Annotated in this window: 9 protein-coding genes and 4 pseudogenes; 9 read left to right on the forward strand and 4 right to left on the reverse strand. The window is 57.2% G+C overall.

Annotation, left to right across the window (positions count from 1 at the left end; genetic code table 11):
* Both mhpE and DFO48_RS08515 read left to right on the forward strand, forming a co-directional pair.
* Positions 1 to 309: pseudogene (gene mhpE / locus DFO48_RS08510) on the forward strand (4-hydroxy-2-oxovalerate aldolase); the annotation flags it as partial.
* Positions 310 to 366: 57 nt separating this feature from the next.
* A complete protein-coding gene (locus DFO48_RS08515; RefSeq protein WP_114863134.1) occupies positions 367 to 1,227 on the forward strand; it encodes an alpha/beta fold hydrolase in 861 nt (286 codons plus the stop codon).
* A gap of 55 nt (positions 1,228 to 1,282) precedes the next feature.
* Here the strand turns inward: DFO48_RS08515 and DFO48_RS25585 are convergent.
* Positions 1,283 to 1,416: pseudogene (locus DFO48_RS25585) on the reverse strand (LysR substrate-binding domain-containing protein); the annotation flags it as partial.
* Here DFO48_RS25585 and DFO48_RS08525 point away from each other — a divergent pair.
* Positions 1,408 to 1,698, forward strand: a pseudogene (locus DFO48_RS08525) (alanine racemase); the annotation flags it as partial. The pseudogenes DFO48_RS25585 and DFO48_RS08525 overlap by 9 nt on opposite strands.
* A gap of 194 nt (positions 1,699 to 1,892) precedes the next feature.
* Here DFO48_RS08525 and DFO48_RS08530 read toward each other — a convergent pair.
* Positions 1,893 to 2,627, reverse strand: a pseudogene (locus DFO48_RS08530) (IclR family transcriptional regulator).
* 558 nt (positions 2,628 to 3,185) lie between these two features.
* Between DFO48_RS08530 and DFO48_RS08535 the strand changes: the two are divergent.
* The 6 genes from DFO48_RS08535 to DFO48_RS08560 all read left to right on the forward strand — a co-directional run bounded on the left by DFO48_RS08535 (position 3,186) and on the right by DFO48_RS08560 (position 12,891).
* A complete protein-coding gene (locus tag DFO48_RS08535; protein ID WP_114863136.1) occupies positions 3,186 to 3,770 on the forward strand; it encodes a fimbrial protein in 585 nt (194 codons plus the stop codon).
* Positions 3,771 to 3,940: 170 nt separating this feature from the next.
* The gene (locus DFO48_RS08540; protein WP_114863137.1) at positions 3,941 to 4,660 is read left to right on the forward strand and encodes a molecular chaperone; all 720 of its coding nucleotides are present in this window, start codon (positions 3,941 to 3,943) and stop codon (positions 4,658 to 4,660) included.
* 101 nt (positions 4,661 to 4,761) lie between these two features.
* Positions 4,762 to 7,284 (forward strand): fimbria/pilus outer membrane usher protein, encoded by a 2,523-nt coding sequence (locus tag DFO48_RS08545; protein WP_199406971.1) that lies wholly within the window; start codon positions 4,762 to 4,764, stop codon positions 7,282 to 7,284.
* Positions 7,281 to 8,276, forward strand: a complete 996-nt coding sequence (locus DFO48_RS08550) for a fimbrial protein (RefSeq protein WP_114863139.1) — start codon at positions 7,281 to 7,283, stop codon at positions 8,274 to 8,276. Before DFO48_RS08545 ends, DFO48_RS08550 begins: the two co-directional genes overlap by 4 nt.
* A 785-nt stretch (positions 8,277 to 9,061) precedes the next feature.
* Positions 9,062 to 9,685 carry a response regulator transcription factor gene (locus tag DFO48_RS08555; protein ID WP_034348569.1) on the forward strand — a complete coding sequence of 208 codons (624 nt, stop codon included), beginning with the start codon at positions 9,062 to 9,064 and terminating at the stop codon, positions 9,683 to 9,685.
* An 89-nt stretch (positions 9,686 to 9,774) separates the two neighbouring features.
* Positions 9,775 to 12,891, forward strand: a complete 3,117-nt coding sequence (locus tag DFO48_RS08560) for a transporter substrate-binding domain-containing protein (RefSeq protein WP_233506356.1) — start codon at positions 9,775 to 9,777, stop codon at positions 12,889 to 12,891.
* Between the two features lie 291 nt (positions 12,892 to 13,182).
* Here DFO48_RS08560 and DFO48_RS08565 read toward each other — a convergent pair.
* Positions 13,183 to 14,248 (reverse strand): IS5 family transposase gene (locus DFO48_RS08565; protein WP_233506357.1). Its coding sequence is split into 2 segments (ribosomal slippage): positions 13,183 to 13,866 and positions 13,868 to 14,248, totalling 1,065 coding nucleotides; the frame shifts between segments, so codons are not numbered across the junction.
* A gap of 89 nt (positions 14,249 to 14,337) precedes the next feature.
* The gene (locus tag DFO48_RS08570; protein ID WP_003075533.1) at positions 14,338 to 15,306 is read right to left on the reverse strand and encodes a LysR family transcriptional regulator; all 969 of its coding nucleotides are present in this window, start codon (positions 15,304 to 15,306) and stop codon (positions 14,338 to 14,340) included.
* Positions 15,307 to 15,356 lie beyond the last annotated feature (50 nt).

Here is a 15,356-nt window from a genome sequence, read left to right on the forward strand (position 1 = left end):
GCAGCCGCGGAGCGCCTGGGCTGGAACCACGGCACGGATCTCTACAAACTCATGGATGCGGCCGACGACATCGTGCGCCCGCTGCAAGACCGTCCGGTACGCGTGGACCGCGAGACGCTGGCACTGGGCTATGCCGGGGTCTACAGCTCGTTCCTGCGTCACGCTGAAGTGGCTGCCGCCAAATACGGACTCAAGGCCGTGGACATCCTGGTCGAGCTGGGCAAGCGTCGCATGGTCGGGGGTCAGGAAGACATGATTGTCGACGTCGCCCTGGACCTGCTGAGGCAACGCGAAGCCGCCTCCCTCTGATCTTTTCACCATCCCTGCGGTCAGCCAGCCGTGGCTGCCGCCTTCACGGAGTCATTTATGAACGCCCCCAACACGGAAGCCTCCAGCAGTCGCTTTGTCACGATCACCGAAGCGGGACAGCCCCTGAGGCTGCACTACAACGATGTCGGCTGCGGCAGCGAAGTCGTGGTCATGCTGCACGGCTCCGGCCCAGGCGCCAGCGGCTGGGCCAACTTCCACCGCAATATCGAGCCGCTGGTGGATGCGGGATACCGTGTCATTTTGCTGGACTGCCCCGGCTGGAGCAAAAGCGACACAATCGTCAGCACAGGCTCGCGCTCGGATCTGAACGCACGTTGCCTCAAAGGCGTGCTGGACGCGCTGGACATCGCCAAGGTTCACATCATCGGCAACTCCATGGGCGGTCATAGCGCCGTGGGCTTTGCGCTGGCCCATCCCGAGATGGTGGGCAAGCTCATCCTCATGGGCGGCGGCACAGGCGGACCCAGCGCCCTCGTGCCCATGCCCGCCGAAGGCATCAAGCTCATCGGCGCGCTGTACCGCGACCCCACGGTGGAGAACCTCAAGCGCATGATGAATGTGTTTGTGTACGACAGCAGCAGCCTGACCGAAGAGCTCTATCAGCAGCGTCTGAGCAATATCCTGGCCCGCCGTGATCACCTCGAAAACTTCGTCAAGAGCGCCCAGATCAACCCGAAGCAGTTCAGCGACTACGGCGCGCGCCTGCCTGAAATCAAGGCCAGGACCTTGATCATCTGGGGCCGTGACGACCGCTTTGTGCCATTGGACATCGGCCTGCGCCTGCTATGGGGCATTCCCAACTCGGAATTCCACGTGTTCAGTCAGTGCGGCCATTGGGCACAGTGGGAGCACGCCGAAGTCTTCAACAATATGGTTCAGGACTTTCTCGCGCGCTGACCGGCCAGTGAGCCATCAAGAAGTGGGAGCAAGCCATTGAGAGGAATGCCATGCATGGGCCTATGCGTATGGCCAGGTCAAATCCCTCCTCGATCAGATCGACTGTACGGTCGCCAAACGACAGATCGATACTCAGCTGCGGATACAGACGCTCAGATTCAGCAGTATTGGCGCCACGCACAGCTGCCCGCGTTCTCTGCGCTGCGCGTGCGCGGGCTGATGACACTGGCACTGTTCTCCAGCGATGCGGAACGCGTGCGCCAGTGTTTTGTGCGGCTGCGCAACCTGCGCGAGCAGTTGCGCCAGAGCGTGCACGCCAGCATCGGGCTGCAAGAGCTGTCCATGGGCATGTCCGGGGATTTCGAGATCGCCATCGAAGAAGGCGCTACGGTGGTGCGCGTCGGTCAGGCCATCTTTGGCGCTCGCGCCCTGCCGGACAGCCACTACTGGCTCCACGAACCCCATGCCTAGCGCCTGCAACTGCGCGCCAGCATCTGGCGCTCTGCATCTTCAGTACATGGCAACTGCTCATCGGGGGATGCGCCGGGCTATGTGCCCGAGGTATGCGACCGGGGGAGCGTACTTCTCAGGCCCTGTCTCTACCGCAAACCTTTGACTGGCGCGCTCCGGTCAGCCCTCGCTGAGAACAGCGGGTGCAGACACCATCACGGGTGCCAATAGCTTTCTCTGGCTAGGGGCGCGGTTGTGCCCGTATTTCCGGCCAATGCATCAGAAAGCTGGTTGGCTGCAGCAATCACAGTGGGGGCCATTTCTTCCAATTTTTGCTGCGGCAGGCGTGAAGCCGGGCCCGACACGCACACGGAACCCAGAAGCCGCCAGTGCTTGCCAAAAACGGGGGCAGAAATGGTTGCCACGCCTTGCTCGCTCTCTCCAATCGACCAGTGAAAACCACGCTGGCGTATGGCCTCATAGAGCTCGCCGGGCGCTCCAGAAAAAGCAGGTATCACGCGCCCTGGAGACCCCTTGTCCAGCGGCAGGCCTTCACCCATCCGTGCGTGATGGCGCAGCGCTTGCGGCCCTTGCACGCGCACAAGGCAGGTTCTGACATTGCCTTCTCTGACGTAGAAGGCGGCGCTTTCTCCGCTGTCCATGGTGAGCGCGCGCAGTGCGGGCTCCAGCACGTTTTGCACATCAAAACCAGCCTGGTAACGCGCTCCCAGCCAGCCTGCTGCAGGGCCTCAACGCCAATCACCGTCTTCACGCTGAACCAGGTATCCAGACTACTGTGCAAGCGTGCGTGCAATACGCAGTGCGGTGGTCTTGTGCAATGGGCAGCGCCGGCTCAGCTCGGCCAGCGTCAGGTGAGACTCTCCCAGCGCAAAAGCATCCAGCACCTTCATGGCCCGGGTGACCGCAAACATGCTGCCCGTTGAGGGCATTGCGTGCTCAGGCCCATCACCAGAGTTGGGGGCATCGTCTTTGAATGCTGGTGCGGAGGCTGCGTTTGATTGCATCTCGGATGCGTCATGGCAAGTTGCAGTCAGAAGGCGTGTTCATGCTGCAAATTGTTTCGTTGTACGAAATTTCATTCGTAGCTCTTGAAAATATGTTGAAAGCCATGCACCGCCTGTAGAAATCTCGGGCGGTGAAATGAATCACTCACGCTGCATGTAATTTTTATATTAATTCAATATTTATATTGCACTGTTTAATTTTGAGTGATGTTCAATTGCTGGCATAAATTATTCTAATCAATTGAATGAATACAGAAAGTGCCTGTTTTAAATTATTCCGAATATTGTTTTATATTGTTTGATGGTATTTATTTGTCTATTTATTCTTCTGATTATAAAAAAGCAATATTTTAAATCCTATTAATAAGATGGATTCAAGAGGGATCTCGCTTGTTACCAAGAAATTTCTTGTTTATTTATTTGATTAATGGTATTAGAGTTCCTGATCGCCAATAACAGCGAATATTATGGAGGTTTAAACTCATGAATAAATTAAAGACTATTATGGCTGCCTGCGCCGCATGCGCGTTGACCAGTACCGCAATGGCGGCGGATCCTGATGGAAAAATTGAATTCACCGGTGAAATCATCTCTGGTTCGTGCGAGGTGACAGGCGGGGGTGCCGGCAACAGCGTCCCAGTGAAGCTGGGCAAGGTCTTAATGAGCGCCATTACGGATGCGGGTACCGGTAATAAGGTCAAGAGCGTACCGATTGCGATAAATCTTGATTGCAGCAACTCTTCCACAGGCCTGACAACCGTCAAGTTCAAATTTGATCCCACCTCTGGCGGCTCGGGTATCGACTCGCACGATACCCGCCTTCTGAAAACCACAGGTGCCGCAACTGGTGTGGGTATCGGTCTGTACGACGGATCGAACCAGCTCATTAACCTGTCTGATAGTAGTAAGGAATACTCCGCAGCCCTGACTGCTGCTGCTGGTGGTACTGGTGGTAATAATAAATACACCGCCACGATGAACATGAGTGCTTCGTATGTGGGCAACGGCCAAACGGTCGTAGTAGGCGCAGCCAACGGCACTTTGCCTTTCACTCTGACTTACGACTAAGTCGTGCCAAGGGGGGCTTTCAGAGCCGCTAATACCACCTCTGATACGTCGTTGTTTCGCCTTGTCGTACGCCTTACTGCCTGCGGCTTTACGTCTCGTCTCAGTCGCAAATCTGCGATTTGCCAGGTGGTGTTGGCCGCTCTGATGCCCCAGGTTTCAGCGAGCCGCTAATGAATATCAAATTCTTTTTACGCACATATCTGGTGCTGGCATTTTGGGCGCACGCCGCAACAGGCATGGCTGGCATTCAGGTTGGTGGAACAAGGGTTATCTTTCCCGCCACGCAACAAGAGGCCGCGCTTCAGGTGCGCAATCAAGGTGCCGATGACATCATGATTCAGTCGTGGATTGAGGCCATGCCCAATCAGGCAGAGAGCGATGTCCCGTTTGCCATCACACCATCGCTGGCCCGCCTGGGCCACCGCAAAGAGCAGACGCTGCGCATCTTCTATCAGGGCGTTGGCCTGCCGCAGGACCGTGAGTCCGTAATGTGGCTGAACGTTCAAGAAATTCCCCAGGTCAGCACGTCTGAGAACAGCCTGCAGATCGCTATCCGGCAGCGGCTGAAGCTGTTCTACCGCCCCAAAGATCTGCCGGGCACAGCGGACGAAGCTGCGCGCAACCTGACTTGGAGTGTCGACAAGACCTCGGGCTCTCCTGCGCTGCTGGCCAGCAATGGCTCCGCTTTCCACGTCTCTTTCGGCAAGGTCAGCATCGTTGTTGATGAGAAAGAGTATGAGGTGGCTCCTTCCATGGTTGCGCCTCAGGGCACCGAGCGCATGACGTTTACCCAGCTGCCCGCCACGCTCAGTGGTGATGCACAGGTGCACTGGGAATCTATCAATGACTACGGGGGGCTGGTCAAGCACCAGGCCTTGCTTCGTTTCTGATGCTGTATCCACTGCTTTATTGCTTTCGCACTCTTGATGCGGCAATTGCCTCAGCGCGCAGAACGCGCCGCTTTGGCGGTCCCTCACTGCATTGCATACCGATGAGCACAATCAATAAAACACCCAGAACGCAGCGCATCTGGATGAAAACCGGTGTGCCCCTGCCTTATCTGGCCGCAGCGTGCCTGATGGGCGTCTCCCCCGCGAACGCCATTCAGTTCAACCCCATGTTCCTCAAAGACAAGGGGGCGAATGTGGATCTGCGTTTCTTCGAAAAGTCCAACGGCATGCTGCCTGGCAGCTACATCGTCGATCTTTACCTGAACCAGCGCCTGGTACGCCGCCAGAACATTTCCTTTGGCGCGGCAGACAAACGCTCAGAGGTTGAACCGGTGCTCAGTGCTGGCCTGTTGCGTGAGATAGGGGTGGACATTGAGCGGCTGCAAAAAGAAGGCCTCGTGGCGCAAAGCAGCGGCGACGATGAGGCCGTCACGCTGGCGCGCATTGAGGGGGCTGTTGTTGACATGGATGTCTCCAAGCTCGCCCTGTACCTCAGTGTGCCTCAGGCATACATCCGCCGTAACTCGCGGGGCTACGTGGACCCCTCCCTGTGGGATGACGGCGTGACCGCAGCCTTCAGCAACTACCAGTGGACGGTTAACCGCAACAGCGGTGACAGTTTTAGCCGTGACTACGCCTATCTGGGAATGCGCAATGGTTTGAACATGGGCCCATGGCGCCTGCGCAATGATTCGTCTCTCAGCCAGAGCACGGGTGCCGCGCGCCGCTTTACCAGCAACCGCACCTATGTGGAGCGCGATGTCACTTTGCTCAAGGGCCGTTTTGCCATCGGGCAGCTGTATACCCACAGCGATATTTTTGAAAGCAGCCGCATTCGCGGGGTTCAGATTGCCTCAGACATTGGCATGCTGCCTGATGACCAGGCCGGTTATGCGCCAGTGGTGCATGGCATTGCCGAAACGCACGCCACGGTTGAAGTGCGCCAGAACGGCTATGTCATCTACTCCACCACCGTGTCTCCGGGCGCATTCGAGATTCGCGATATTTACCCCGGTGGCTCCAACGGCGACCTTGAGGTCACGATCATTGAATCCGATGGCCGCAAGCGCTCATTCACGCAAGCCTATTCCCACCTGCCGGTGATGGTGCGCAAGGGTGCCTTTCGGTACAGCCTGTCAGTGGGGAAGTACGACGCCGAGGGCCTGAAGGCACCCCAACTGCTGCAGGCCACAGCGGTGTATGGCGCCACCAACAATCTGACGGTTTCTGGCGGCTTTTTAAGTACCAGCGGCTACCGCGCCCTCAACCTGGGACTGGGTTTGAACAGTGCACTGGGTGGTGTGTCGCTGGACGTCACCAACAGCCAGTCTCGAAGAGGCGATGGCCACAACACCACCACGGGCCAGAGTACGCGCCTGCTGTACTCCAAGACGCTTTCTCTCACCAACACGGCCTTCACCATGGCGGGCTACCTTTATTCCACCGTGGGCTATCGCACGGTGCGCGAGCATATTCAGGCGCGCAACGACTCTGACCTGCACCCGTTTTTCAGCAACCGCCCCAAAAACCGCCTCAACCTGAACCTGAATCAGCCACTGGGCAGCTATGGCTCGTTGTTTGCCAGTGTGAGCGCAACCAGCTACCGCGACCGTGCGGGCAAAACCCAGAGTGCGCAGCTGGGCTACAACGGCAACTACAAAGGCATCAGCTTCAACATCTCGGGATTGCGCACGAAAAATACCAATTCTTCGCGCAAGCCTGAAAACCAGCTTGCCATAGGCGTGAGTATTCCCCTGGGGTCACGCTCGCAGCGGCTGTACAGCCAGATGACGCGGTCGAGCAACGGCCGCGAGATGCTGCAGGCTGGGGTGTCGGGCTACCTGGACGATGACAACCGACTGTCTTACTCGGCGCAGGCCGGTTCGGCAGACAGCCAGCGCTCTGGCGGCGTTGGTGTGCTTTGGGATATTCCGGCGGCCAAGCTGGCGGGTAACTACTCGCAATCTGGTGCATCGCGCCACGTGGATGTGTCTGCCTCTGGCTCGGTGGTGGCGCATGCGGGCGGTATCACCTTTGGCCAGCCGGTGGGCGAAACCTTTGTGCTGGTGGAAGTGCCCGGCGTAGAGGGCGTGGGCGTGAACGGCGCCGTCTCTCGCACCAACAAGTCTGGCTACGCCATTGAAAGTTATGCGCAGCCTTACCGCTACAACAGCATCGGCATTGACACGCAGACGCTGAGTGCCGACGTGGACGTGCGTGAAACATCGCAGTTCGTTGTGCCGCGGCGCGGTGCCGTGGTCAAGGCCAGCTTTGACGCATCTTCGGGCCGGCGTGTGCAGTTTGTTCTGGCCACGGTCAATGGCGAAAAACTGCCTTTTGGTGCCCGCGTAGAAGATGACACGGGCAGCGTGCTGGCGGTGATTGACAACCAGTCGCGCGCTCTGGTGTTTGGCATCAAGGATGACGGCTGGGTGACTGTGCACTGGGGCGATCAAAGCTGCTTAGCCCCCTACACCTTGCCGGCCAAGGACAGTGCCCTGACCTATGACCAAGTAAGCGTTACCTGCGGCAATGCCCGGGCTGACCATGGAGCCCCCCTGTGATTAAAAAACTTCTTCTTGCCGCTGTAACGCTGTTCATGGCCCTGAGCGCCAGTGCTCAAAACACTGCCGGATGCTACTGGCTGGAGCAACCACCAGCTTCGCAGCCTGACACGGCCTCTCGAACCGCCAACTACGGTGGGTTCCCTTCAACACAAGATCTCAGGCTGGTGCCCATTGGTGCACCGATGGGGCACTTCTTTTTGAGCTACCCCTTCAGAGGGATGCCTGACCTCAAGTGTCCGCTCGACAAAGTGCCGAATGTGACCCTGTCATATTGGCTGGAGGGTGCCCAGCTGGAGCCCGGCTACAGCGATGTGTACAGCACCAATTTGTCTGGCATAGGTTTCAGGCTCAGGTCGGCCGGTTCGGGGGGAGAAACTGTTCCTTTCAGTGCGAGCAGGAAAAACGCACCGCTCGCGACGTTTGGGCTCAGAAACTTCAACCTGGAATTCATTCGCACGGCACACCACATTCAGCCGGGACAGGTTCATCTGAATTTCAAGGTTTTTGGCAAATACCACGACTGGACGGCCATTACCTTTATTGGCAATAGCACTGTTGAGCTGACCACCCGCGAGTATTTCTCGGGCTGTACTGGGGATCCAATCATTGATTTTCCATTGGGCAAAGTCCATGTATCAGATTTGCCGAAGCGCCAAACACGTCGCTCCTGGCTGAATGTGGTGTGTACCGGGTTGCCGGCGGGCTCCAAGTTGCCGGTCAAGGTTTATTTTGAGGGCAGCAACAATGGCCCGGGCAGGCTGCGCCTTACGCCGGGCGGTGCAACAGGTGTTGAAATTGCAGTGACCAGCAACGGCGTGAAACTGCCCTTTAACGTTGGCAGTGCGCTGAATATGGATTGGCAGCACTCCACGTCTGACGGAGAGCGGTACAACCTGCCGCTTGAGGCGGGCTATGAGCGTATTGGTAACAGCAAAGTCGAAGTTGGCAAAGCCGATGCAACGATGAACTACGTGATTGAGTACAACTGAGCCCAAGGGCCATGTGATTGGCGATTGAGTTGTTTTAATAGCTGCCAAGGCTTAACTGCAAAGGTTTTACGATATAAAAATATCTAAAAACCTTTATTTATAAGCGATGACAGCTATTGTTTTAATTGCTACGGAAGATGGCGTTGAAGCAGCTGGAGAGCGGCCCACGTTACGCCACTGAACCCAATGGATGCGATGCTTGTGATGCTTGGGCGGATTTGTGCAGGCAACCGCAGCCGGTGCGCGCAATGCGGGTGGGGCGAGATAAATCAGGGGCGAGCCAATGCGAATGTGAGCGACTTGAACTGCGAAAGATCAACCGTTAGGTTCTCTAAATTTCTGAAATTTTCTCCAAACGTGCAAATGACAAAGCCCGCTGTGAGCGCGCCTTGTCACACCCTGACGTGGCCGCTATGGACCGATTGGGAGCTGCCTTGAGGCTATGCGGTGTTTATTTAATCTAATCGCCGCATCATTTGCGGCGATTGTTGATGGCAATCACCGCATGGCGCTACTGCAGCACCGGCTTTTAATTGCATCAGGGATGGCTGCGTTTGCCTGTGTGAATCGGTGGATGAAAACAGGCGCACCGCGGTGCATGGGGAATGTCATCAAAGGTCAGCAGCCACGGGGCTGTTCTGTGCAAACCTTAGAGATGGAGTAATCTTTGAAAGCTTGGGCTGATTCACTCGATGCTGCCCCATCGCTGGGGGAGTTGGTCGCTAATACCTCATTGTCCCTGCCGCTTGAGAAAAAGTGGTGCCTCTTAAGGTTGCGGTGGTCCCGTGCGTAAGAAAGTCCTGATCGTTGATGATCATCCATTGATTTGCGAAGCCATTCGCCAGGCTCTGCTGCCCATTGGCTTTGAAGCCCTTGGTGAGACTGCCGACGGCATTGATGCCTTGCGCATGATTGAGTCGTTAACGCCCGATATCGTCATTCTGGATATTGGCCTGGAGAAGCTCGATGGGCTGACCGTGCTCAAGCGTATTACCCGGGAGAAACTGGATGTGCGGGTGCTGGTGTTTACCTCGCAGTCTAAAGACAGCTATGCCACTCGCTGCCTGCAAGCGGGTGCAAGCGGTTTTGTCAGCAAGAGCGAACCCATTGAGACGCTCACCAAGGCGGTCAAGACGGTTGCCGACGGCTATGTTTTCTTTCCCAAGAGCGCCATGCCTTTGCTGGGCAAGGCCAAGGTGAAGGCGGAGGGCGGGCTGGACGATCTGACGGACCGAGAGCTGCAGATCTTGAAACTGCTAGCGGAAGGTTTCTCTAATGCAGAAATTGCGGCCCGGCTGAGTTTGAGTAACAAGACAGTGAGCGGGCACAAGGTCAATATTCAGACCAAGCTCAGTGTTGATTCTGTGATTGAGCTGGGCGAAATTGCGCGCCGGCACCATCTGGTATGAGCTGAGCTGAAAGTTCGTCCGTGCAGTGCCTGTTGCACATCGCCTTTTGTTTGCTGATCTGCAGCCGGATTAGTTTTGCGGGCGACCTTGTGCTGACGCCAGTTCCCCGTCAGGCACTCAGCGAGGTCAGGGTCACGCTGACCCAGCCAGAGCGGCAGTGGCTTGCACAAAAGCAGTTGCTGGTGGTTGGTGTGCTCAACGATCCGCTGCCTCCGTTTCGTATCTTCGTTGAGGGTCAGCGCCTTGAAGGGCTTGTGGCCGACTATGTATTGGCGCTGCAGCGCGAGCTGGGCGTGCCTGTGCAAGTGCGTGCCTTTGATGCCCGTAGCGATATGTATGCAGCACTGCGCGATGGCCGCATTGACATGGTCAGCAATGTCAATGCGTTGATGGCGAAAAGCAATGGCTGGGTGCTGAGTGCCCCCTACACACTGGCGCAGCTGGCGTTATTTTCTGAGGGCGGGGACTTGCATGAGTACAGCACGACGGACGGCAAGACCCGCATTGCAGTAGCCAACGGCATGATGCAGGAGCTGTTTGAGAGCGTTGGCGGGCGCGGTCGTTTTCAGCAATATTCGTCGCCCTTGCTGGCGATGGCTTCGGTATTGAACGGTGAGAACGATGTGTTTCTGGGGGACACGCTGTCTAGCGAGTACCTGTCCAGCCAGCTGTTCAGCAATCAGTTTGTGATTAACCAGAGCGCCAAGCTGCCTGAGGTGCAAGCCGGGTTTGGTCTGTTGCCAGACAGCACGCTGCTTGCAGGGGTGCTTGGGCGGGCGCTGGGCGGGCTGACGCGCTGCCAGATAGTGACTGCGCAACATCTGTGGGGCGGTACAGAAGACTGCAGCGTCAGTGATTTGCGCAGCCGCCTCAGTCCGCAGGAGCTTGACTGGCTGGAGCGCAATGAAACGGTGGAGCTGGTGGTGAGCGAGGATCTGGCACCTTTCGCTTTTTTCAACAGCCGTGGCCGTCTCAATGGTATTGCGTCAGATGTGCTGGACATCATCCGGCGCAAGACCGGCATGCGCTTGAAGATTCGCCGCGTCAGCTCGCTGACCGAAGCGCACGATTTGCTCGATCATGGACAAGGCATTCTGAGCATCCTGCCCGATACCGCTTCAGCCTCACTGCCGTATCTGCGTACAGAGCCGCTGACGACGACCCACTATCTGTTCGTGCAGCGCAAGGAGTCAGCGCAGGTCGCGCTGGATGAGAAGAGCACAACAACCGTCGCTGTCGCCAAGGGCTATGTAGACCCCGAGCAGTTCAAGAGCCGGTATCCCAAATTGCGCTTTCATGAAACGCAGACCATGGGGAAGGCCTTCAAGCTGGTGCGTGATGGCCGCGTTGATATGGCGCTTGCGCCCGCCAACATGGTGCGTTATTACCTTCCCTACAAGTACGAAAGTAGTTTGAAGGCAGGAGACGTTGTCAGCGGTCTGGGCGTAGGTATTGTGTTCGGCGCGCCGCAGGGGCAAACACAATTAATTGGCATTCTTGATAAGGCAATGCTGGAGATTAAGCCCCGGGAGTATCTGCAGATTATTGGCCGCTGGCGTGCCAATTCAGCCACCGACGACAAGTACTGGGAGGGCGTCGTGTCGTACGTCTGGCGCGTGTTCGAGGTGCTTACTGTGCTGCTGCTGGTGGCGGGGGGGCTGATTGTTGCCCAGCGCAGGCGCATTCGCAGCAAGCGCGAGGATCTGCAGCAGCGGCAGCTGTTGCTCGATGAGTTGCGGGTTGCCAAGGAATCGGCCGACAAGGCCAGCAGCGCCAAGTCGGTGTTCTTGGCCACGATGAGCCATGAGATTCGCACGCCGCTCAACGCCATCATTGGCATGCTGGAGCTGGTGCTGGCACGCAAGGGCGACGCGGAGCAGAACCATCAGCTTGCCCATATTGCCTATGAGGCGGCGATCAGCCTGCTGGCGCTGATTGGCGACATTCTGGATATCTCGCGCATTGAAGCGGGCAAGCTGAGCCTGGAGCTGGAGCCGGTCAAGGTGAAAGATCTGCTGGAGTCTGTGGGCAAGGTGTTCTCGGGGCTTGCGCGCCAAAAGCAGTTGCGCCTGAGCCTGTCAATCGATGCGCGCGCGGCACAGCTGGTGTGGGCAGATGCCGTCAAGCTCAAGCAGATCGTCTCCAACCTGCTTGGCAATGCCATCAAATTTACGCACCGCGGCGGGGTGGAGCTGCGTTGCTCGGTGGAGGTGGCCGGTGACTCGGGGTTGCGCTTTGATATCAGCGTCATCGATACCGGGGTGGGCATTCCTGCGGCGCAGCTGGATCAAATCTTCAAACCTTATCGCGGGGTGGATGGCGTGGTCAGCGACCCCAATGCTGGTGCAGGCCTGGGGCTGACGATCAGCCAGGCACTGTGCCTGCTGATGGGCAGCAAGCTGAATGTGAAGAGCACGGTGGGCAGCGGAACGCGTATTGATTTTTCGGTCACTCTGGCGCGGGTGATGGTGGATGCTGTGGCGCAAAGCAGCATTGAATCTTCGGAAAATACGGCAACGGTGCTGACGGTACTGATTGTTGAGGACCATTTGCCAAGCCAGTATTTGCTGATTCAGCAGATCGGTTATCTGGGTCATCGCACGCTGACCGCCTGCAATGGCCTGGAAGGGTTGGCCGTCTGGAGCAAGCATGACATTGATATCGTGATTACCGACTGCAATATGCCGGAGATGGACGGCCTTGAGATGACCCGTGCCATTCGTCGCTTGGAGCAGGGCCAGTCCATCAAGCCCTGTCTGATCATCGGTCTGACGGCAGATGCGCAACGCGAAGTGTTTCAGCGCTGTCTCTACGCAGGCATGAACCATGCGCTGGCCAAACCCACCAATCTGGCTGCACTGAACCGCCTGATTCCCAAGCTGGACGCGGGGCAGTCGCAGGCCGTTGAAGCTTCGTTATTGACCAACGATATTCAGGCATCGATGGCCAAGCGGGTCATTTCCAGCAATCAGTCCGAAAGCGATGCCCTGCGCCATGCGCTGGATGCGCATGATCTGGTCGCTGTGAAGCGCATCGTGCACAAGCTCAAGGGGACGGCGTACCTGCTCAATCACCAGGGGTTGCTGGAGCAATGCATGGAACTGGAGGACCTTGGTGTCAAAGGCCTTACCAAAGATCTGCGTGACGCGGCGCAGGTGTTGCTTGAAACGCTGGAGGAAATCAACCGTTTCCTGCAGGCCAAATGAACTTTGTACCAAGAGGTTTCTTGGTGTTGCTCGGGGCGTGTCTTGGTTGATGCTCGGCTGAAGCAACGGGCTTGAAAACTTGAAAGAGCACTCAATGGCCTCCCATAGAGGTGGAGGTGATACGTAGCAGCTTGGCCAACTACTTCGGTGGAGTGGATATCGTCGGTCCCTAGGAGCAAAACCTCGCCCGGGCCCACTGCAGCGTGGGTGGTTAAGACAACGATTCCGGACTTAGGGAACCTCTGCACAAAGCAGTTCCGAGCGTGATAGTCACCGCATAAGCGTGTACCGCTATTTTTGGCGACTCTCCTCCCCCCAATATGCCCGCGCTTCGCGGGCATATTGCCTTTTTAGGCTGTTATCACTGGCTTGGATTGGATGTTCACAAGCAACCGGCCACGGGCCACGGGCCATCCATAAGTTTGCCAAGGCAAGCAAGGTATGCAACTGCTGAGTGTTCTTGCTCAAGCCTCGGTAGCGAACTTTGACATGACCAAACTGCCGTTTGATGACCCGGAATGGGTGCTCGACCTTGGCCCGTATCTTGGATTTGACCTGCTCAATTTGCTCCTGCAAGGCGGAGATCGGCTCCATCAGATCCAGGGCCTTGCGCTTGCTGCGCTTCATCGCAATATGCCAACGCAGTTTGCGCTCAGGTGTGGCCGCAGGCATGTCGGGACGCTTATCAGCACCTTGGTAGCCAGCGTCGCCATATCCATTGGTTTCTTGTCCGTGTAGCAAGCTGTTGGCTTCAACTACATCGTTGATGTTGGCTGCAGTGCCTCGTACGGTGCGCACCAACCCTGAGTCTGCATCCACGCCAATGTGGGCCTTCATACCAAAGTGCCACTGGTTACCTTTCTTGGTCTGGTGCATCTCTGGATCACAAGACCTGGAGCTGTTCTTGGGGGAACTGGGCACTGCAATTAGTGTGGCATCCACGATGGTTCCGGTACGAAGCAGCAGCTTTTTTCCCCTCCAGCAGGTCTGTGACGGTTTGCAGAATCTGCTCCGCGAGCTTGTGCGTTTCCAGCAAATGGCGAAAGCGCAGGATGGTGCTCTCATCGGGTGTAGCGCTGTCCCATGACAAGCCTGCAAAGTCCCGGAACAGTGGCATGTCATGCAGCGCTTCCTCCATGGCAGGATCGCTGAGGGTAATAAACCACTGCTGCATGAAGTGGATGCGCAGCAACATCTCAACGGGAAACGGTGGTCGGCCTTTGCGCCCTTCTGGAGCGTATGGTGCAATCAGTGCCACCATATCCCTCCAGGGCACAACCTGCTGCATCTGTTCAAGGAATTCGCGTTTGCGTGTCTTCTTGGTGGAGAGGTTCAGGCCGAGATCAGTTTGCTGCATGGGCCGAAATGCCGACGCACCCGGCACGCATGTGCAAGTACATGCGTTGAGGATTTATTCAGAGATTCCCTAGTGGAAAAGCGCAGCCCTTACCGAGAACGGATTGAATTGTCGTTTTTTGCCACCGCATCATCCTCAGGATTCAGCAACGCCGGAATCTCGGCCACCAGCGCGTCAATGGCCACCCGCAACTTGCAACGTAATTGCCGTGCCTGTGGCCAGAGTGCATGGATCTCATAAGAGCGGGCTCGATAAGCAGGCAGGATGTGTACCAGCTCGCCACGCTTGGCATAGCTGCTCAGCAGCCAGCAGGGGACCCAGGCAATGCCATAGCCCGCCACAGCAGCAGCGGCAATGGCCTGTATATCGTCCATGCTGATCTGGGAGCGCACCTGCAGGCGGTAGTCCGAGCTGGCGCCTCGCCCAGCAACTGGCGAAACATTCCACGGGGCGACGACACCCGAGTGCGAGTAACTGATGACCGCATGACCATCGAGCTCCTCCAGTTTGCCGGGCGTGCCGTGGCGTGCCAGATAGGCCGGGGAAGCTCCGATGCTGATGTGCTGTGTGCCCAGCAGACGCGCAGACAGGGTGCCGCTGTCTTGCAGCGGGCCTATGCGTATGGCTAGGTCAAATCCTTCCTCGATCAGATCCACTGTACGGTCGCCAAACGACAGATCGATGCTCAGCTGCGGATACAGACGCGTCAGATTCAGCAGTATTGGCGCCACGCACAGCTGCCCAAAGCCTTCTGGCACGCTGACCCGCAGGCGGCCGATGGGCTCCATGCGGCCACTGTCCAGATCCGCCTCGGCTGCATCCAGCTCCTTGAGTGCACGAGTGCAGCGCTCGTAGTAGATCTGCCCTTCCGCAGTCAAGGTCTGGGTACGCGTATTGCGCTGCAGTAGCCGCGAGCCCAGACGTGCCTCCAGCCTGGCAACGGCCTTTCCCACAGCAGAGCGCGTCACGCCAAGCCGCTTGGCAGCAGCAGTGAAGCCGCCCGCCTCCACCACCTGCACAAAGGTGGAGACTCCTTCCAGAGGGTCTTGCACAGTCATGTCGATTGGATCCTTTAGCTCCCCAATGATGGGAAATCAACGCGTAAATT

The organism is Comamonas sp. AG1104 (assembly GCF_003350425.1).
Lineage (GTDB): Bacteria > Pseudomonadota > Gammaproteobacteria > Burkholderiales > Burkholderiaceae_C > Comamonas > Comamonas testosteroni.

What these genes read in the sequence shown, in the direction of transcription:
- DFO48_RS08535 (WP_114863136.1), top strand. Translation starts at nt 3,186, where the DNA reads ATGAATAAATTAAAGACTATTATGGCTGCCTGCGCCGCATGCGCGTTG.
- DFO48_RS08545 (WP_199406971.1), top strand. Translation starts at nt 4,762, where the DNA reads ATGAGCACAATCAATAAAACACCCAGAACGCAGCGCATCTGGATGAAA.
- DFO48_RS08540 (WP_114863137.1), top strand. Translation starts at nt 3,941, where the DNA reads ATGAATATCAAATTCTTTTTACGCACATATCTGGTGCTGGCATTTTGG.
- DFO48_RS08570 (WP_003075533.1), bottom strand. Translation starts at nt 15,306, where the DNA reads ATGACTGTGCAAGACCCTCTGGAAGGAGTCTCCACCTTTGTGCAGGTG.
- DFO48_RS08515 (WP_114863134.1), top strand. Translation starts at nt 367, where the DNA reads ATGAACGCCCCCAACACGGAAGCCTCCAGCAGTCGCTTTGTCACGATC.